We start from the raw sequence: 19,291 nt of genomic DNA, 5'->3' as shown, positions 1-19,291 counted from the left end.
AACGTTTCGCTGAACGCGCTATCGTATGCGCTTCACTGATTGCGGATGTCGGGCATGTACGAGTTCAATTTAGTTTTACTGCTGTTACAGCAGATGTGTGTGTTTCTGGTTATCGCCTGGCTGATGAGTAAAACCCGCCTTTTTATCCCACTGATGCAGGTCACCGTCCGTCTGCCTCACAAGCTGCTTTGTTACATCACGTTCTCCGTATTCTGCATTATGGGCACCTATTTCGGCCTGCACATTGAAGATTCCATTGCCAACACGCGTGCGATTGGCGCGGTGATGGGGGGGCTGCTGGGCGGTCCGGTTGTCGGCGGACTGGTCGGGCTGACCGGGGGGTTACATCGTTACTCGATGGGCGGCATGACGGCACTCAGTTGCATGGTATCCACCATTACCGAAGGGCTGCTCGGTGGTTTGCTGCACAGCATTCTGATCCGTCGCGGGCGCACCGATATGCTGTTCAATCCGCTGACCGCTGGCGCAATTACGTTCGTGGCTGAAACGGTGCAGATGCTGATTATCCTGCTGATTGCCCGGCCGTTTCACGACGCACTGCATCTGGTCAGTAATATTGCCGCGCCGATGATGGTGACTAACACGCTGGGCGCGGCGATGTTTATGCGCATCCTGCTGGATAAACGCGCGATGTTTGAAAAATACACGTCGGCGTTTTCCGCCACCGCGCTGAGGGTAGCGGCATCGACGGAAGGGATATTGCGGCAGGGATTTAACGAATAAAACAGCATGAGAGTGGCGCAGGTTCTGCATCAGGAACTGGATATCAGCGCCGTCGCCATTACCGATTGTGAGAAACTGCTGGCGTTTACCGGCGTGGGCGATGACCACCATTTGCCCGGTAAACCGATATCTTCCGCCTATACCTGGCGCGCGATTGAAAAGGACGAAGTAGTGTACGCCGACGGCAACGAATTGCCTTACCGCTGCTCGCTGCACCCGAACTGCAAACTGGGCTCGACGCTGGTGATCCCGCTGCGGGGCGAAAATCAGCGGGTGATCGGCACCATCAAATTGTACGAAGCGCGCAACCGGCTGTTCAGCTCGATCAACCGTACGCTGGGCGAAGGCATTGCGCAGTTGCTGTCGGCGCAAATTCTGGCGGGGAAATACGAGCAACAAAAAGCGCTGCTCGCACAGTCGGAAATCAAACTGCTGCACGCACAGGTGAACCCACATTTCCTGTTCAACGCGCTCAACACGCTGATGGCGGTGATCCGTAACGACAGCGATAAAGCCGGGCAACTGGTGCAGTATCTCTCGACGTTCTTTCGCAAAAACCTCAAACGTCCTTCAGAAATTGTCACTCTTGCCAACGAAATCGAGCACGTGAATGCCTATCTGCAAATCGAACTGGCGCGTTTTCCCTCGCGGCTGAACGTCGAACTTCAGGTGCCGGACCAGCTCTCGGCTCAGAATCTGCCTGCATTTACCCTGCAACCGATTGTGGAAAACGCCATTAAGCACGGCACGTCTCAATTGCTCGGCAACGGTATAATTACCATCCGCGCCCGTCGTGACGGGCAAAACGTCGTTGTTGAGGTCGAGGACAACGCCGGTTTATATCAGCCGCGCACCGAAAGCAACGGGCTGGGCATGAGTCTGGTGGACAGACGCCTGCGCGCCCGCTTTGGCGATGACTATGGGATCGCCGTCAGCTGCGAACCGGATCTTTTCACCCGCGTTACGTTGCGCCTGCCGATCGAGGAACCCGCATGTTGAAAGTGATGATTGTTGATGATGAGCCGCTGGCACGCGAGAACCTGCGGATTCAGCTTCGGGACGAAGGCGATATCGAGATCATCGGCGAATGCGCCAACGCCATTGAAGCCATCGGCGCGGTGCATAAATTGCGTCCGGACGTCCTGTTTCTGGACATTCAGATGCCGCGCATCAGCGGGCTGGAAATGGCCGGAATGCTCGACCACCGGCATCGTCCGCATATTGTTTTTCTTACCGCGTTTGATGAATACGCGGTGCAGGCGTTTGAAGAGTGCGCGTTTGATTACCTGCTGAAACCGATTGAGCCGCCACGTTTACAGAAAACGCTGGCACGGTTGCGGCAGGAACGTCAGGTGCAGGAAATCTCGCAACTGCCGGAAAGCCAGCAGTCGCTGAAATTCATTCCGTGCAGCGGCCACAGCCGGATCTGGCTGTTGCAGATGGAAGAGGTGGCGTTTGTCAGCAGCCGGATGAGCGGCGTTTACGTGACCAGTCAGGACGGCAAGGAAGGGTTTACGGAACTGACGCTGCGCACGCTGGAAAGCCGCACGCCCTTGTTACGTTGTCACCGGCAATATCTGGTGAATATGGATTATCTTAAAGAGATCCGCCTGGAAGATAACAATCAGGCGGAGCTGTTATTGCGCGACGGCCAGACCGTGCCGGTCAGCCGCCGCTATCTGAAAACACTGAAAGAAGCCGTCGGGCTTTAGGTATCAGGGCGGGCGGTTCAGACGGGTCTCAGCCCGTCAAATGCCTGACGAATTTCGGCTTCCGGTAATGCCACGCCGATAAACACCAGCTGGCTGACCGGCGTTTCGTCCGGTTCCCACGGGCGGTCCCAGTCGGCGCTGTACAGCCGCTGAACGCCCTGAAACAGCAGGCGGCACGGCTGTTCCTCAACCCACAACATCCCTTTATAGCGCAGAAGGCTGTCTGCAAAACCGGAAAGTAAACCTTCCATCACGCCGGATACCGCCTGCAACGCCACCGGATAATCCAGTTCCACCACGATGGATGAAATCGTATTTTCCTGCCGGTTCACAATGCGGCGGAAAACCGGCTTTGAGACCACCACGTTTTCTTCCAGCATAAAACCACGCGTGTCGAACAACAGCGCCAGATCGATATCGCCGTTCACCACCGGATACACCGGTGCGCGGGCATTAATCCGCTGAAGCCGCGCAATCAGCTCGCTGCTGTCACCGGCCACATCGGTTTTCGTCAGCAAAATCCGGTCAGCATAACCAATCTGCGACTGCGCCAGCGGGAACTGATCCAGCTGTTGTTGCGCATGAATCGCGTCCACCAGCGTGATGACTCCGTCGAGAAGATAGCGTTCGCAGATAATTTCATGGGCGAAAAACGCCTGCAAAATCGGCCCCGGATCCGCCATGCCGGTGCATTCAATCACCAGCCGGTCGAACTGCACGTCGCCTCCATCCAGACCGTCGAGCAAATCCAGCAACGCGTCTTCCAGTTCGTTCGAGCGGCTGCAACAGATACACCCGTTGGTCAGCGTGGTAATCCGCGTCGCGCGATCGCCAATCAGCTGGCTGTCGATCGCCACTTCGCCAAACTCATTTTCAATGACTGCAATTTTGTAATCGTGCTGCTGATGCAGCATCTGGCGCAGCAGGGTAGTTTTGCCTGCGCCGAGAAAACCGGTTAAAACCGTGACCGCAATGGGTGTCATAACGTCATTCCTGTTAACAACAGCGCATCCCGCCTTTGCCGTCGCCGCCGTAGCGGGCCTGCTGGCGTTCGCGGAAAAATTCTTTGTAAGTCATCATCGGTTTATCCGGATGATTGGTCTGCATGTGCAACACGTAGGTATCGTAATCCGGGATCCCCACCAGCATGCGCGCCGCCTGACCGAGGTATTTCTTCGCCGCGCCTAAATTATCGAACACAAGCCGCTCCTTTGAGAGTATTGGCCGCCATGCTATATGCGGGAAAGCCCCGCGAGTGCGGGGCAGTAACACAACATCATCAGTGGCTGGAGAGTTTAATACCTTCCTCCGGCACCGGCACATACGGCGTTTCTTTATCGGTACGCTGATCGGTTTTACGCGCCTGCAACCATGCCCTGAAGCCGTAGAAAATAATACTGTACACCACAATCAGGAACAGAATACTCAGCCCGGCGTTGGTGTAGTTGTTGATCACAATATGGTTCATGTTGCTGATTTGCTGTGCCGTCAGGTCCGCGCCGCCAGCGGCGATACGGGCTTTATACTGGCTGGCCATGAAGAAGAAGCCTTCCATCTGCGGATTGGTGCTGAACAGTTTCAGACCCAGCGCCCAGGTGGTGCAGATCAGCAGCCAGACCGCAGGCAGCACGGTGACCCAGATGTATTGAGTGCGTTTCATTTTGATCAGCACCACAGTTGCCAGCACCAGGGCGACAGCCGCCAGCATCTGGTTGGAGATCCCGAACAGCGGCCACAAGCTTTTCACGCCGCCCAGCGGATCGACCACACCCTGATACAACAGATATCCCCACAGGCCCACGCAACCGGCAGTACCCACAATCCCGGCCACCAGTGAATCAGTTTTTTTCAGGAACGGAATAAAGTTGCCGAGCAAATCCTGCAACATAAAGCGTCCGGAACGCGTACCGGCGTCCAGCGCAGTCAGGATAAACAGCGCTTCGAACAGGATCCCGAAGTGATACCAGAAGCCCATATCGGCAAACGGCACAATCTTGTTGAAGACGTGCGCGATACCCACCGCCAGCGTCGGTGCGCCACCCGCGCGGTTCAGCACGGAAGGTTCGCCGATATCTTTAGCGGTTTGCAGAATTTGTTCCGGAGTGATCACAAAGCCCCAGGAACTCACCGTGGCCGCCGCGTGCGCCGTCACATCTTTCAGTTGTGCCAAAATCATCGGCGCATTATCGCCGCCCAGCTCATGCAGGTTTGGCATCACAATGCCCAGACCGGCTGGCGGGGTGTTCATCGCAAAGTACAAACCCGGTTCGATGATGGAAGCCGCAACCAGTGCCATCACCGCCACGAAAGATTCCATCAGCATTGCGCCGTAACCGATAAAGCGCGCGTCAGTTTCACAGGCCAGCAGTTTTGGCGTGGTGCCGGAAGCAATCAGCGCATGGAAACCGGACACCGCACCACAGGCAATGGTGATAAACAGGAACGGGAACAGCGCGCCTTTCCACAGCGGACCCGTGCCGTCAATGTACTGCGTAATCGCAGGCATTTTCAGTTCCGGATTCAGGATCACAATCCCGATCGCCAGCCCGACGATCACGCCGATTTTCAGGAATGTCGCCAGATAATCGCGCGGCGCAAGAATCAGCCAGACCGGCAGCAGCGCAGAAATAAACGCATAGCCAATCAGGGTAAAGGTGATGGTGGTGTCTTTAAACGTCAGCGCCGGGCCCCAGTACGGGTCATGGGCAATCACGCCGCCAAACCAGATGGAAGCAATCAGCAAAATCACGCCAATCACCGAGATTTCACCCACGCGTCCAGGCCGGATAAAGCGCATGTAAATGCCCATAAACAGCGCGATGGGCACCGTCGAACAGACCGTAAACACGCCCCACGGGCTTTCCGCCAGCGCTTTCACCACAATCAGCGCCAGCACCGCCAGAATAATAATCATGATCAGGAAACAGCCGAACAGGGCGATGGTGCCCGGCACCGGCCCCATTTCCTCTTTGATCATTTCGCCGAGCGACGCCCCGTTACGGCGCGAGGAGATAAACAGAACCATGAAATCCTGTACAGCTCCTGCCAGCACCACGCCCGCCAGCAGCCACAGCACGCCGGGCAGGTAGCCCATTTGCGCCGCCAGAACCGGCCCGACAAGAGGACCTGCGCCCGCAATGGCCGCAAAGTGGTGGCCGAACAGCACGTTGCGGTGCGTCGGCACATAGTTCAGCCCGTCGTTATTAAGCACCGCGGGCGTTGAACGCGTCGGGTCGAGCTTCATCACTTTTTGCGCGATGTAGAGGCTGTAATAGCGGTAGGCCACCAGATAGACCGAAACCGATGCCACCACAATCCACAGCGCACTGATATGTTCACCTCGCCGTAAGGCAACGACTGCCAGACAGCAAGCACCGATGATTCCCAGAATCATCCAGGGTATATGCTTGAATATTGATTTTGTATTCATAGGAAACCTGGTTGTCAGAATAGCCAACAAATGCCCCTCACGGATTTTGAGAGGAGCTTTTATAAGAGAAGGGCACTATTTTTTTGCCAGACACAGGATGGCGAATTTCACCGCCAAACGGGGGAAAGAGTGGTTAAGCGGTTGTATGGGGAGCTAAGCGGTTACTGGAGGCGGTAAGCGGTTTTGATGTCGCGCTAACCCACTGAATTTTGTGATTTAGATCTCACTGCAAACCCGCGTCACAGAGGCGTTTTGCCCCTGTGACGGGTTATTTTCAGGCCGGAACGGCTAATTTTCCGAGCAGGCTTTCCAACTGTTCGCGCTGTTGCGCAGGAATTTCACCGCCCGCGGCGTAACCGGCGTTACGCATGATGCTTTCCTGCAATCCGACCAGCCAGTCGTAAATGTAAAACGCGGTCGAATTGGTCGGCGTTGCCGAGAGTCTGGTCAGCCTGCGGGAAGATTTCCAGCTGGCGACGTTTTTCTGCGGCTTGGCGAAAATCTTATTGCCCTTATTGATGCGGCTTTCCGGGCGTTCGGCTTCGCTGAGTTTTTCATAGCCGAGCCACGCAACAAAATCACCGAGCACGGTCAGCGCGCGGGAAACCTGCCGGTCGGCGTGATGTTCATGTTCACGCGCACCGGCAGGCAAGGTTCCGCCCAGTGAGCGCACCAGCGCCTCCCCCATATTCAGCCGGAAACTGGCGGTGATCAGCTCTTCTATCAGCAACTCTACGGTCGGTTTCGCCACACCAAGCAGAGCGATCAGCGGTTCATTTTCCGGTAAACCGCGCAGATGGTTTATCCAGTAACGCTGCACCTGACGCGCAAACGCCGCGCCGTCATCCTGTTTTTCCTGCCACGGCTGCACATCCTGTTGCTCGGCAAACAAATCAATGTCGATACCGATACCAAAGCTTTCGGCGGCAGTCTGATCCTGCGGGTCGGTTCCGGCGTCCTGCCCGGAAATTTCGTGATAAATCCTGTGCAGCTCATCGCGGCCGGGCAGCAGTTTTTCCAGCAATTCGCCGTGGACGCCGGTGCGCGTCTGTAAGGCTTTAATCACGGTCTGAACGGTATGCTGCTTTTTCGCCGGGTCAGCCACTTCGCCTTTCTGGAACCAGCGCCCCAGCAGGTTATCCGCCAGCTCGCGGTAAAGTTCGTCACGCAGTTCTTCGAGACGGTTCAGCCGGATTTCCGGGCGAATTTCCGCTACCAGATAATCGGCCATACGTTGCAGGCCGCGCTCGTCCATCGCCAGCAATGCGCCCCAGGCATCGCCCGGATTACCGACGTGACGCTGCACGGCTTCATCGAAATGCACCGATTCAGTCATGCGGCGGTCAAACGGCGTCAGCACCCAGACCAGCCCCGGCTTGCGGCGGCCGCGAACCTGGGTGTTTTCACCCTGCATTTCTTTGACCCAGTATTCCAGCGTGCGGCCAACGGCAACCACGTCTTCACGTTTATCCGCGGCGGTACACACCATCAGCATATTCATTTCGTGGCGGTCGGTATAACGCTCGGGCAGATAGGCCATTTTGGCGCGGAACAGGGCGTCTTTTTCGTCGTCTGTACCGTCTTCTGCCCGCGCGCTCTGCGCCGGTAAATCCAGCAGGTCGGTCTGTTCGAACAGCACTTCACGCGGCGGCGAAAGCAGCGGAATTTGCACTTCGGAGGCCAGCAGCGTCAGTTCAGCCAGTGACAACGTCACCTGTGAACCGGTTTCTTCACCAAACTGCGGGCAGACCGGCACCTGAATATCCCAGGTCGGCGACGGGCTGAAGATCCCGTCCGCAGGCTGCATCGCGTCATCCACCAGAATGCTCAGCGGTGCCAGCAGACTTTGCGCACTGCCGAGATGTTGCAGCGTATGGGCGTAATGACGGTAAGCAGCGGTTAATGCGGGCGTATTGCCCCACAGCAAAGAGAACAGGCGTGCGCGGTCGTCAACGTTCAGATACGGCGCAAGCTTCACGGCCACCGGCCAGTAATGTGCGTTGAGATGACGGAAACGGCGGGCGTCGAGACGGATCATCGAATCCCATAATCCCATCATTTGCTCGCTGGTAAAGCCTTCTACCGGCTCTGGCTGGCGGTGCATCATCAGCTTATTGAGATGCTCGGTGATCTGCTGCGTATCGGGAACGTGATAACTGGCGTCCGGCTCGAACGCGCGGGTCACGATGCGCGCCAGGTCGGCTTCACTGAGAAGCAACATGCGCACCGGAAAAGCGCGGTCTCTCACATCCACCTGGCGCGTAAAGCGGGTCGCCAGACGGGCGGCGCGGTTGCCCGGATTAATCTGCGTCAGATAATCAAGCGTCACGCCGCCGAGGCGGGTTTCAAGACGGCCATAGTTTCCGGCCGCCAGAGAACAAATCAGATAGGATTTCCCGGCCTGAGAATGCCCGAAGAAACCCAGCGCAGGTGGCAGTTCGCACGCCAGCGCCAGACGCTGTGCTTTGTCGCGGCAACGTTTGAGTTGCAGACGCAAACGGTCGGCTTCCAGATCCAGACGCGGTGCCTGTTCACGGGTGGTGTCCACCCACTCCAGCGCGTCGCCCATTGTCGCGGCAGCGGCCGCAAACTGACGCTGTAATTCGTTGGTGGTCAGCGCCGGTGCCGGGGTTGAAACTGTCATGCTTGTTGTCATGAGACGAATACGCTCCCACTGTCGATCCAGTAATGGCTTTCGCCCAGTGTGTTCAGCCTGAGCCGCAGGTGATGAGATGGCACTTTGGTGCCGTTATCCAGCACCGCGCTGGCGATGTCGAAAAATTCCGGTGTCGGGTGATCTTCGCCTTTTTTAACGGCCAGTTTTACGCGCAGCACGCTGTCGCCAGCCACTTTACGTGCCAGTTCCGGCTCCGCAATCGACAAGGTATACAGCGGCGACGCAGGCCAGCGGTCATTTTCCAGCTGACGGAAACCGAGACAAATCGCGCCACGGATACGGAAACTGGCGGCGCTGTCGAGCTTGTAATCATGCGCATCCAGATCAATATCGCTGTAGCAAACATTGTCGTCGGTCAGAACCTGATTACCGTCGAGCATGCCGAGATAACGCACCGTGGAATACGGCTGGAAATCACCGGCCTTGAAATAGAAGCCCGGTAGCCGTAAATCCAGTGCCAGCAGGCACAGCATCGCACCTACCGCCGCCGTCGATTTCGGGTTATCAATGCGCCCCTGTTTGTTAAACGGATACCAGCCGCTGGTGTGATAACCGTCCAGCGAAAGCATGCGGTTAATCGGTAACGGCTGGAGATGGCGGAACAGCGCCTGAATACCGGGGAAGCGCGAAGGGCGGCCGGTCAGCAACAGCACGTCGCAATCGTGCAGCGACACCACTTCACAGAGCGAACGCAGATTCTGCGTGATGCTCATGCGGTTAGATAAGAATTCGTTGTGCAGTTTGCTGAGTTTAAGCACCAGCGGAGCCTGTAAAATATCGAAAACGGCGGAACCGGCAGGCAGCACGCGCTGAATTTCGCTGTGCAGATAATCCAGCACTTTTTGCGTCGGATGTTGCCCCAGCAGTTCGCCAAACGGCGCATCGATTTCGGCGTGCGTATCCAGCGGGTCAAAACGTTCGTAAACTTCCAGCACGGCATGAGCCAGCGGGATGAAAATTTGCAGCGTGCTTTGCTGACGCAGCGTCGCGTGCCCGTCCATGCGGCCTTCACTGCCAAACAGGCGCGTCATCAGGCTGTCCGGATTCGCCAGCCCGGCTTTCTTCAGCGCGGCATGCAGCGCAGGTAAAATATAAAGCTGGATCACATCGAGCAGAATATCGTCGCCCGCGACTTTAAACCCTTCGCGGAACAACAGGCGCGGGGTGATTTTGACGTTATTTCCCATACCGTCGTCGAGCCAGTATTGGGTAATCGCCAGATCGGTGGTGCCGCCGCCAATATCAATCGACGCGATGCGCAGGGTTTTACCCACCGGTTCATCGTCGGCCAGTTCCCGGTCCGGACGCGCCATGCTGGCAAAGAATTCGCCGGTATGACCACCGAAGTTCACCTGTGTTTCGTTGTACAGATACACCATCTGGCCGCAGGTCGCTTCGTCCCATTCCATCTGCACATCGGGCACCGGCATGCGGCTTTTGGCTTTATCGGTCTGATTTTTAAAACCGTCATCCGACGGATGCCAGCCCATAGATTTCCAGACCAGACCAATCGCTTCCTGCATTCTGCGGCGGAAAATTTCGCGCTCAGGTTTCGGCATTGCCGACGGCAGCGTCAGAATAATATTGCGGATCTGGCGGGGCGCGGACGAGCGCAGCATGCGGATGCGCTGCGCCGGACTGTTGATTTGCATCATCGCCTGCGCCAGCAGTTCGGACAGCATCAGCGTCATCACCGAGCTGCGGCTGTAATGAGCAGAAAACACCGGCAGGCGATCTTCCGGCGGCAGGTCAGACAGCGGCTGACCTTCGTCATTGATGAGGAACGTCAGCGGCATTGCCGCCGCCACCGGCTCCTGCACCGTACTGTGGCCGCCCTGGCTGAAACGCCAGCCCGGCGTGTAACTGTCTTCATCCCACAAATAACGTCGCGGACTGGAAATTCCGGTCGATCCTTCCGTGCCTTCGCGCAGCAGCGCCAGGCGGCTGGCTTCACGCCCGGCACGCAGAATTGACGGCCAGATAAACGCATCGTCACGGCCGCTTTCAACGGAAAAGTTCGGTTTACCAAAGCGCGCCTGAGCAAATTCCACACGGCTTTCAAACAGCTCGTTATAGAGAAAATGCGGCTGTGAGAGGTCACGCAGTTGCAGTTCGCTGGTCTGTTTCAGTCCGTCGGTTTCGCCAACATGGTCTTCAACCAGAATGCCGCAGGTGTGCGAGTTACCGACGTCGAGGATAAGATCCACGTTGATCGCCGGTTCCTGAAGCGTCGCGCCGTTGATCTTCAGCTCCGGAATACTCAGCTGGCTGCCGAGCATTTCCAGCAGGTTCAGATAGTGCGCCTGATATTCAAATTCGCGCAGCGCCACTTTGATATTGCGTACCTCACGGTCTTCGCGCAGTGCCGCCTGCTCGGTAAAGACTTCACGCAGCCAGCCGTCTACCCAGGTCTGGTCAAGAAACTCGGGCAACTCTTCGTTGTGCCACGCCAGCGCAAAGTTAATGCCGTTTTTCACGTCGTCCGGCGTCGGAGCCAGCAGCGCCTGTTCTTCATCGCCTTCGGTCACGCGGGTATCAAACGCCACCACCACGCGGTGCGTACTGCCATCGGCTTCCGGCGTATCGAGCGCGCGGATTTGCACACGCGCCCAGTTATCCGGGCCCGCCATAAAAGTGCGCGGAGGATTAAAACGCAGGAACGGCAACGGCAGCCAGATCTGATCGAGCAATTTGAGCGACTGTTCCAGCGGGAAACTGAATTCAGGCCGCACCACTTCTGGTGCACCGCCGTCCACGCCGGGTAAGAAATGACGGCCATTTTGCGGGTTGAAATCCAGGCGCAGCAGCGGGCCGTTGGCGCTTTTGCGCACGAATTTAGCAGGCAGCGCATCATCCCACACCGGTTTGAGCGCGAAGTCGAGAAACTGAATACCGCTGTCCTGAATCAGGGTCACGGCTTGCTTAAAAATGGTCTGTTTAAAATCTGTAATGGTTGCCAGCATGCTGTTATTTACCTTCGCGCTTCATGGTAATTGGGTAAACCGTGTCACCGTTGTAACGCCCCTGACACACCGCCGCGCCCGTGGCGCCCTGAGTACAGCTGATTTCCGGCATCTGATAACGGGAACCGTCGCTGCATTTCGCTCTGTAGCGGCTGTTGATCACCAGCTTGCCCGACTGCATCAGGCCTGCGCCCGTCTCAGCGTGACAAGTCACACCCGCGCCGTAGGTGATTTTCACCGTTCCCTGACCTTGTTTAATCTGATAACGCAGCACCGGCGGTTTGCCTGTCACCGGATCTTTAATATCGACGATGGCGGTCCAGTTACCGTTGAGGAATTTGGTTGAACCGATTTTTACGGCGTCCGCTGGCAGCACCAGCGAGTTTTTGCTGACCGGTGCAGGCGCTGGCTCAGCAACGACCGGGTTCTTCTCGGCTTCTGCCACCGGTTCAGGCGCAGGAACAACCACCGCAGCCTGAGCCACCGGCAGGGCGGCCGGAGCCGGTTTCGCAACCTCCGGTTCCGGCGCTTTCAATTCCGTTGCGACCGGTGGTGGCGCAATCGCGACCGGTTCAGCCGCCGGTTTTGGCGCTTCGGTTTTGGCGGTTTCCACTTTTGGCTCAGGTGCGCGTGAATACAACCAGGCGGCAGCAGAACCGGCGAAGACCAGCGCCGCGACCGGCAATGCCCAGATCAGCGGTGATTTTTTACGGCGCGGCGCAGCGACCGGTTCAGGCGTTGCGTTTTCCTGTTCGGCGGCGCGGGCTTCAATAGTTTTGATCACGCGCGGTGCCGGAGGCAGTTCGATGACCGGTTCCTGCACGCGCGGTTTTTCGGCGGCGAGCGACAGCGTCGGCAGCGGTTCTTCGGCTTTCAGCGTATTACGCAAAGCGGCAAACGGGTCGGCGTTATGAGTGTTATCCAGACTGACAAAGCCCCAGAACGTCAGTACCGGCTGGCCGCCCACCAGATAAACGTGGTTCTGATCCGGGAAACGAAACGCCTTTTCCAGCAGGGAGCCGAAAAACTGATTCGCGGATTTTTCAGAGGCTTTCGCCGTTTTGCTGATTTGCGCCACGGCATCCAGACAGTTTTCGAGCTGGCGCAGCGCGGAGGCACGGGCCGCATCGGTGGCCGCTGCCCACGACACGACTTTGCCTTCGCGCGGTGAATACCAGTCAAGCCGGTCACCGGCTTCATTGAGTTGCGGAATAGCCAGACAATCGGCAATTGCAGGTTGTTTACGCAGACGTAAGGTTTCCCGTAATTGCAGGGCTGAGGCGTAAACCGGTTGCCCGTTTTCGCCCAGCGCAAGGATGTCGTTGAGACTGCCACTGCGTAAAAATGATTTTGCCACGCCTGAAAAGCCTTTATTGGTTTTGCGCTGCGGAAGAAAACAGGCAGAAAAGGTTCATGATGCTGACACTTTAGGGGATTTAAGCGAAATCAAACGGGGGAATAAGCAACAAAAAGGGTGGCTGTTTATGCCGTGGGAACAGAGAAGGGAATAACGACGGGACAAACGCCCGCCATCAAAATCAGGCCTGCAAACCCAGTTGTTCGAGTACGGCCGCCAGACGCTGACGATCATCGCCGCCCAGAGACTTTAGCGGTAACGGCAGGCAGGGCGCAGAAACCATGCCCAGTAATTCGGCGGCGGCGGCCACGACGCGGACACTGCCGTGTTTTCTGAATAACACCCATAACGGCTCAAGCTGCGCTGATAACGCCTGAGCGCGCTCCGCATTCCCACTTTTCGCCGCGCGGGCAATGGCGACCGGAATTTCCGGGAACAAACCGCCAATAACTGAATACCAGACGTCGCCGCCCTGTGTCAGCACGGTTGCTGCGGCCAGATCCCCCGCAGCACCCAGTGCGATATGTGCCGGCAGTAAGGCGCGCAGCGCATCCAGTCGCTGGCGGGTTGCGACCGGATCCGGCGAAAGGTTGGGGATTTTGATGCTGGCAACGTGAGGTAATTGCGCGACGCGTACATACAGCTCGTCGGAGAACTCAAAGTGAGTCGTATTCGGATTATCGTAAACGCACAATGGCACCGACAGGTTACGGGACACCGTCTCATACAGCGTAAACACTTCCTCTTCGGTGAGTTTCTGGTACGACACCGGTGCCAGTAATACCGACTTCACGCCCGCCTGCTGGGCATATTCAGCCAGACGTAACACATCAGAGGTCCGCACAGAACCGATACTGACCATCACCGGCACATCACCCGCATTCTCAACCGCCAGACGCGCAACGCGGGCGCGCTCTTCGCGGGTCAGATAGGCGTAACTGCCTGTCGAACCCAGCGCACCAATGGAATCCACGCCTGCGCTGACCAGCCGGTCAATCAGCCTGACAAAAGAGTCCTCGTCAATGCCGTTTACCGAAAGCGGCGTAAGAGGAAAAGCGCTTAATCCTGTGAACATCGGTCTCTCCAAAAGAAGTTAAATAGCCCGGGTAATCATAGCGTCATCATTCACTTTTTGCCGGACACCGCGACACCGGCGTCAGGTTTCAGCCGCAATATATCCAGCCAGCCAATGAGTGTGAGGATTGCAATCACCACGAACGCGACTTTAAAACTCAGGCCGGGAATTGAATCCCAGTGCATCGCAGCGATCAGCTGTTCGCCGAGCCGCGTACCGAGCGCGCCGACGGTAATGCCCAGCCCGACGGAAAGCTGCAAAACCGTGCTGAACAGCGTATTGGCATCGGCCATTTGTCGGGCCGGAACATCAGAAAATGCCAGCGTGCTGATGCCGGTAAACTGCATCGAACGGCTGAGGCCACCGAGAAACAGCAGCAACATCACCAGCCAGTCGGGGGTTCCCGGCGTCAGAAATGCACAAAACAGCAGCGAGAAAACGCTCAGTAATCCGTTCACCACCAGCACAGGCCGGAATCCGAAACGGCGGATCAGCGGCGTAGTCGCCGGTTTCATCGCCAGATTCCCGGCAAAAACCGCCAGAACCAGCAGCCCGGCATGGAAAGGATCCATCCCGAAACCCACCTGCAACATCAGCGGCAGCAGGAAAGGCACGGCACTGATCGTCACACGAAACAGCGAACCGCCGCCCATGCTGATGCGAAACGTCGGGATCGCCAGCGAACCCAGATGTACCATCGGCGCGGGGTCATGTTGCAGATGCCGTAACGCCAGAACAGACAGCACAACGCCCACCACCAGCAGCGCAATAGCGGTGATCCATAAAATGTGGTCCTGACTGATCAGTTCAAGCCCCGTCACCAGCGAGAGCATCGCCATGCCGGTCAGCAGAAAACCCGGTTTATCGAAGTGCTTCGGCTGGTCAGGTTTTTCCTGCGGGAAAAGACGCCACGCAAGCATCATCGCGATAATTCCCAGCGGAACGTTGATGTAGAAAATCCAGTGCCAGGAAGCATAGTGGGTGATAAAACCGCCGAGCGGCGGCCCGAGGATTGGCGCGACCAGCGCAGGCCAGGTGAGGGTGGCGATGGCTTTAATCAGCTGTGGTTTCGGCGTGGTTTTCAGCACCGTCAGACGCCCGACCGGCACCATCAGGGCCCCGCCAATTCCCTGTATAATACGCAGAATGATAAATTCACTGACGTTAGTCGCCAGCGCACAAAACAGGGAAGCCAGCGTAAACACGCCCAGCGCAAAGGTGAACACGTTGCGCGCCCCGAAGCGCTCCGCCGCCCAGCCACTGGCCGGGATCAGCACCGCCAGCGTCAGCATATACGCGCTCATCCCTGCATTCAGATCCACCGCCGAAACGCCGAACGACAGGGCCATTTGCGGTAGCGCGGTGGCAATCACCGTACCGTCGATAAACTCCATGAAGAAAGCGGCTGCAACCAATAAAGCAATAACGGAAATTCCTGAGTTAACCGCGGAATCTCCCTGCGGATGTTCTGACGCATCCGATTTACTCTGGCTCATTTATTCTGTCCCGGACACCACAAAGGCGCTGCAAGGCGCAGCGAAAGATAGATGATAAGTATTAAACCTATCACACACCTTTGCGCCGGTTATAGATCTGCGGAGGATCAAAAAGAGCGGTTTTAGGCAGGAAGTGCGGCAGCAAAGCGGCGTCTGTGTGTCTGGAAGCGGAGCGGGGAAGGTCTTGCTGTAGCAAAGCACCTTATGCGCAATTAGAAAGCAAGAAAAAGAGGGATGGGCCGTTAACACATTCGCTACACTCATTGACATAATTCAGGTCGCCCGTAACAAATACGGGAATCAGGGTGCAATAAAAAACTACATCACCCCATAACTAAAAGGAGAAATGAATGAAAAGTGGCGATTATTGCCGTTTATTGTTGCTGGCGGCGATCTGGGGCGGGAGCTTTTTGTTTATGCGTGTGGCGTCTCCGGCGTTCGGGGCGATCAATACCGCGTTTTTACGGGTGCTGTTCGGGTTTGTCGGGCTTTTGGTGATTCTGGCGGTGCTGCGCACACCACGGGAATATCAGGGGAAATTCCGCAGTGCGTTGCTGCTCGGCGTGATCAACTCCGGGCTGCCGTTTCTGATGTACTGCCTGGCCGCGCGCTGGCTGCCCGCCGGGTATTCGGCCATTCTCAATGCCACGACGCCACTGATGGGGGTGGTCGTGGGCGGGTTGTTTTTCCATGAAAGCGTGACGCTCAAAAAGGCGCTCGGCGTGCTGCTGGGGTTATTCGGCATTACGCTGCTGACCGCCACCGGCACGGCGCAGTCCGTGTCGTCGCTGCTGGCGGGCGTGATCGCCTGTCTGATAGCAACCAGCTGTTATGCGGTGGCCGGGTTCCTGACGCGCCGCTGGATTTCCGAGCGCGGCGGGCTGGATCCGAAACTGGTAGCGACCGGCAGTCAGCTGGGCGCGACGCTGTTCCTGCTGCCATTCTTTGTGTATACCTCCGCGACCGGTGCACCGGTCAGTTGGGCGCAACCGGTGGTCTGGCTGTGCGTACTGGCGGTCGGTTTCGTCTGTACGGCCTGGGCGTATATTTTGTATTTCCGCCTGATTGCCGATATCGGCCCGCTGCGCAGCATGACCGTGACGTTTCTGATCCCGCCGTTTGGTATTTTGTGGGGCTATCTGTTGCTCAATGAAACGCTGTCGGAAGGGTTCTTTGCGGGCGGTGTGCTCATTTGTCTGGCGGTATGGCTGGTACTCAGCCCGGGGAAGAAGGTGGCGGAAAAGAAAATCGCCGCGTCTTAAACTGGCAGATTCAGACGCGGCGCAGCATTAACCGAGATACTCAATGATGGACAGGCCACCGTTGTAGTCGGTGCTGTAGATGATGCCTTGCGCATCGACAAACACGTCGCAGGACTGAATGACCTGCGGCCTGCCGGGGCGGGTATCCATCATTTTGGCCGGAGCCGCCGGCACCAGCGCACCGGTCTCTTTCGGCTGATACGGATTGGTGATGTCATACGCGCGCACACCGGCATTCTGGTAAGTGGCGAAAATCAGTGTCGAGCTGACAAAGCTGCCCGGCCGGTTCTCATGCAGGTTGTGCGGGCCAAAATGCGCGCCTTTGCTGACATAATCCCGCTCATCCGGCTGCGGAAATGTGGAAATACTCACCGGACAGGACGGCTCGCGCACGTCGAATACCCAGATCAGCTTCTCACCGTCTTCCTGATTATCCAGCACCGCTTCATCGAGCACGATCAGCAAATCCCGGTCCGGCAACGGCAGCGCGGTGTGCGTACCGCCACCAAATGGCGGACTCCAGTTACGGTGTGAAATCAGCTGCGGTGCAGCCCGGTCTTTGATATCCAGCAGCGTCAGGCCGCCGTCGCGCCAGCTGGCATAGGCCGTATCCCCGCTGATGATCGCGTGATGCAGCGCGTAGCGTTTGCCTTCCGCCCAGTCCGGCGTTTCACCGCCCGCAGTATGCATCCCCGGTAACCACCAGCGTCCGGCCACCTGCGGGTGACGCGGGTCAGCCAGATCGATAGTCAGGAAAATGTAATCACTGTAACCGTCGATCAGTGCTGAAACGTAAGCCCAGCGCCCGCCGACATACCAGATGCGGTGAACGCCGATGCCTTCCAGCCCGAGAAATCCGATCTCTTTTGGCCGATCGGGCGTCGAAATATCAAAAATCCGCACACCGGCGCTCCAGCCGCGCTGTTGCGTGCCTTTGACCGTCTCGCTGACGGAACGGGTGTAATACACTTTTTCATCGGCGAAACGCACGTCGGCAAACAAGTCGCGGGCGTTGATCACCAGCAGTAAATCGTCGTGTGCCTGTAAATGTACGTTCCAGGTGCCCGGCGGTGCCGCGACGAAACCGGCAGGGCGCGGATTTTTCGGGTCGCGGACATCCACGATAGAAAAACCCTGCGACACCATATGGCCGATATAGGCATAACCACGGTGAACCATTACCTGCACGCCGTCAGGTTTTCCACCCTGGTCACTGTGCCCGATCAGCCGCATGTTGCGGCTGTATTCCGGTTGCGGAAGAGATTGAGTTGTCATATTCCGGCCTTATTTCTTATTTCTGGCTTCGAGGGTGGCAAACCACGGCGCGATGAAATCATCCGATTTACCCCAGCCCGGAATGACTTTCGCCAGCGACGCGACGTTGACGGCGTCCGGATTGCTGGTCAGCAATGCCTGCGGAATGGCAGAAGCTTTGAAATCATAGGTGGCAGGCGTTTTCTCGCCGGCAATTTTATTGGCAACCAGACGCAGGTTAATCGCGCCGATCAGTTTCGGATCGACCGCCGCACTAAGTTTCCACGGGCTGTTTGCCTCACGCATCAGGCCGATATCCTGATTGGAAATGTCAATGCTGTAGAGTTTGATTTCCGTGCGGCCATTTTCCTGCAAGGCTTTATACGCGCCCTGACTGAACGCATCCCACGTCCCCCAGATGGCGTCAATTTTGCCTTTCGGGTACTTAGCCAGAATCGCGCCAATTTTGTTGGCCGTATCGCCCTGAACGTCCGAAGACACCGCGCCGACGGATTCGAGTTCATGAATTCCCGGCTGGGATTTCAGCAGCTTTTTATAAGCATCCTGACGACGTTCCATTGGCGGGAAACCGGCGACCCACAGTTTGACGATATTGGCTTTGCCGTTGAAATCCTTCACCAGCTGGCCCACGGACATTTCGGTTAACGACGCATCATCCTGCTGCGTCACGGTTACGCCGGGAATGTCACCGCTGACGGCGGTATCAAAAACCGACACCGCGATGCCGCTGGCGGTAATGCGTTTGAGCAATTCGGTGGAGTACGGATCGCGTCCCTGAGACAAAATAATGCCGTCATATTTCTGGCTGATGGCCTGATTGACGAAATCCTGGAATTTGGCGTCATCGCCGTTACTCAGAAACGTGCTGACCTGAAAACCTAACTTGCGGCCTTCCTGGATCGCGCCGGAGACAAATTGCGTAGTGTTATCGTCCGAGCCCAGATTGCGGATCACCGCAATGCGCACCGGCCCTTTATGATCGGCAATGGCTTTTGGTATCGCGGCGGTGTCTGCCGCAAAAGAAGGAAAGACCGACAACAAACTTAATGCCAGCAATGAAGAGGAGAACAGTTTCATTTCAATTACCCTGTGTGTGGTTAATCATCATTCAAACGGGAAGACAATTCATGCAGGCCTTTGGGGAGACTTTTAGAATACGTTAATGAATTGATTGTCCGAGTTTTGATGACAGGGTAGTGATTGGCAACGAACTAAAAGGCATAAGTTAATGCCAAAGATTATTAGCCATCCGGATGTCCGGGCGTAGGATGTTAACAGCTTCTAATTTAAGGATTTCCCC

General features: G+C 56.8%; 12 protein-coding genes and 1 pseudogene. 3 read left to right on the top strand and 10 right to left on the bottom strand.

Annotated features, from left to right (window positions below):
* Positions 1-54 precede the first annotated feature (54 nt).
* Together M2403_RS15450 and btsR are read left to right on the top strand one after the other, a co-directional pair.
* Positions 55-1,743: pseudogene (locus tag M2403_RS15450) on the top strand (LytS/YhcK type 5TM receptor domain-containing protein).
* Positions 1,737-2,456: a two-component system response regulator BtsR gene (gene btsR / locus M2403_RS15445; RefSeq protein ID WP_152323942.1), complete on the top strand. Its 720-nt coding sequence runs from the start codon at positions 1,737-1,739 to the stop codon at positions 2,454-2,456. Before M2403_RS15450 ends, btsR begins: the two are co-directional and overlap by 7 nt.
* Before the next feature lie 17 nt (positions 2,457-2,473).
* On the opposite strand, the gene yjiA is transcribed toward btsR, so the two are convergent.
* From yjiA to M2403_RS15405, 8 genes are all read right to left on the bottom strand, one after another.
* A complete protein-coding gene (gene yjiA / locus M2403_RS15440) occupies positions 2,474-3,439 on the bottom strand; it encodes a GTPase (RefSeq protein WP_259229904.1) in 966 nt (321 codons plus the stop codon).
* A 13-nt stretch (positions 3,440-3,452) separates the two neighbouring features.
* Positions 3,453-3,656, bottom strand: a complete 204-nt coding sequence (locus M2403_RS15435) for a YbdD/YjiX family protein (RefSeq protein ID WP_104924916.1) — start codon at positions 3,654-3,656, stop codon at positions 3,453-3,455.
* 79 nt (positions 3,657-3,735) lie between these two features.
* On the bottom strand, positions 3,736-5,886 hold the full coding sequence (locus tag M2403_RS15430) for a carbon starvation CstA family protein (RefSeq protein ID WP_152323940.1): 2,151 nt from the start codon (positions 5,884-5,886) through the stop codon (positions 3,736-3,738).
* A gap of 274 nt (positions 5,887-6,160) precedes the next feature.
* Positions 6,161-8,542, bottom strand: a complete 2,382-nt coding sequence (locus M2403_RS15425; protein ID WP_405047831.1) for a virulence factor SrfC family protein — start codon at positions 8,540-8,542, stop codon at positions 6,161-6,163.
* Positions 8,539-11,526, bottom strand: coding sequence for a virulence factor SrfB (locus M2403_RS15420; protein ID WP_259229901.1), 2,988 nt, complete (start codon positions 11,524-11,526; stop codon positions 8,539-8,541). Before M2403_RS15420 ends, M2403_RS15425 begins: the two co-directional genes overlap by 4 nt.
* 4 nt (positions 11,527-11,530) lie before the next feature.
* A complete protein-coding gene (locus M2403_RS15415; RefSeq protein WP_259229900.1) occupies positions 11,531-12,883 on the bottom strand; it encodes an SrfA family protein in 1,353 nt (450 codons plus the stop codon).
* Positions 12,884-13,064: 181 nt separating this feature from the next.
* On the bottom strand, positions 13,065-13,958 hold the full coding sequence (locus M2403_RS15410) for a dihydrodipicolinate synthase family protein (protein ID WP_259229899.1): 894 nt from the start codon (positions 13,956-13,958) through the stop codon (positions 13,065-13,067).
* Positions 13,959-14,008: 50 nt separating this feature from the next.
* Positions 14,009-15,454 carry a DHA2 family efflux MFS transporter permease subunit gene (locus M2403_RS15405; protein ID WP_152323935.1) on the bottom strand — a complete coding sequence of 482 codons (1,446 nt, stop codon included), beginning with the start codon at positions 15,452-15,454 and terminating at the stop codon, positions 14,009-14,011.
* Positions 15,455-15,804: 350 nt separating this feature from the next.
* Here M2403_RS15405 and M2403_RS15400 point away from each other — a divergent pair, with 350 nt between their 5' ends.
* Positions 15,805-16,716 (top strand): DMT family transporter, encoded by a 912-nt coding sequence (locus M2403_RS15400; RefSeq protein WP_152323934.1) that lies wholly within the window; start codon positions 15,805-15,807, stop codon positions 16,714-16,716.
* Positions 16,717-16,743: 27 nt separating this feature from the next.
* Here the strand turns inward: M2403_RS15400 and M2403_RS15395 are convergent, their stop codons facing one another.
* Positions 16,744-17,991, bottom strand: coding sequence for an LVIVD repeat-containing protein (locus M2403_RS15395; RefSeq protein WP_208951858.1), 1,248 nt, complete (start codon positions 17,989-17,991; stop codon positions 16,744-16,746).
* 9 nt (positions 17,992-18,000) lie between these two features.
* Entirely contained in the window at positions 18,001-19,068 is a 1,068-nt protein-coding gene (locus M2403_RS15390) for a sugar ABC transporter substrate-binding protein (protein WP_259229894.1), read from the bottom strand.
* Positions 19,069-19,291 lie beyond the last annotated feature (223 nt).

It is taken from the genome of Rahnella sp. BIGb0603 (assembly GCF_024808755.1).
Taxonomy (GTDB): Bacteria; Pseudomonadota; Gammaproteobacteria; order Enterobacterales; family Enterobacteriaceae; genus Rahnella; species Rahnella contaminans.
The sequence above is the reverse complement of the archived record's forward strand: the minus strand, read 5'-3'. Positions and strand labels throughout refer to the sequence as shown.

Bases quoted from the DNA above. Each gene is read 5' to 3' on its own strand.
- yjiA (WP_259229904.1), bottom strand. From the start codon at position 3,439: ATGACACCCATTGCGGTCACGGTTTTAACCGGTTTTCTCGGCGCAGGC.
- btsR (WP_152323942.1), top strand. From the start codon at position 1,737: ATGTTGAAAGTGATGATTGTTGATGATGAGCCGCTGGCACGCGAGAAC.
- M2403_RS15400 (WP_152323934.1), top strand. From the start codon at position 15,805: ATGAAAAGTGGCGATTATTGCCGTTTATTGTTGCTGGCGGCGATCTGG.
- M2403_RS15410 (WP_259229899.1), bottom strand. From the start codon at position 13,958: ATGTTCACAGGATTAAGCGCTTTTCCTCTTACGCCGCTTTCGGTAAAC.
- M2403_RS15420 (WP_259229901.1), bottom strand. From the start codon at position 11,526: ATGCTGGCAACCATTACAGATTTTAAACAGACCATTTTTAAGCAAGCC.
- M2403_RS15395 (WP_208951858.1), bottom strand. From the start codon at position 17,991: ATGACAACTCAATCTCTTCCGCAACCGGAATACAGCCGCAACATGCGG.
- M2403_RS15390 (WP_259229894.1), bottom strand. From the start codon at position 19,068: ATGAAACTGTTCTCCTCTTCATTGCTGGCATTAAGTTTGTTGTCGGTC.
- M2403_RS15405 (WP_152323935.1), bottom strand. From the start codon at position 15,454: ATGAGCCAGAGTAAATCGGATGCGTCAGAACATCCGCAGGGAGATTCC.
- M2403_RS15430 (WP_152323940.1), bottom strand. From the start codon at position 5,886: ATGAATACAAAATCAATATTCAAGCATATACCCTGGATGATTCTGGGA.
- M2403_RS15425 (WP_405047831.1), bottom strand. From the start codon at position 8,542: ATGACAACAAGCATGACAGTTTCAACCCCGGCACCGGCGCTGACCACC.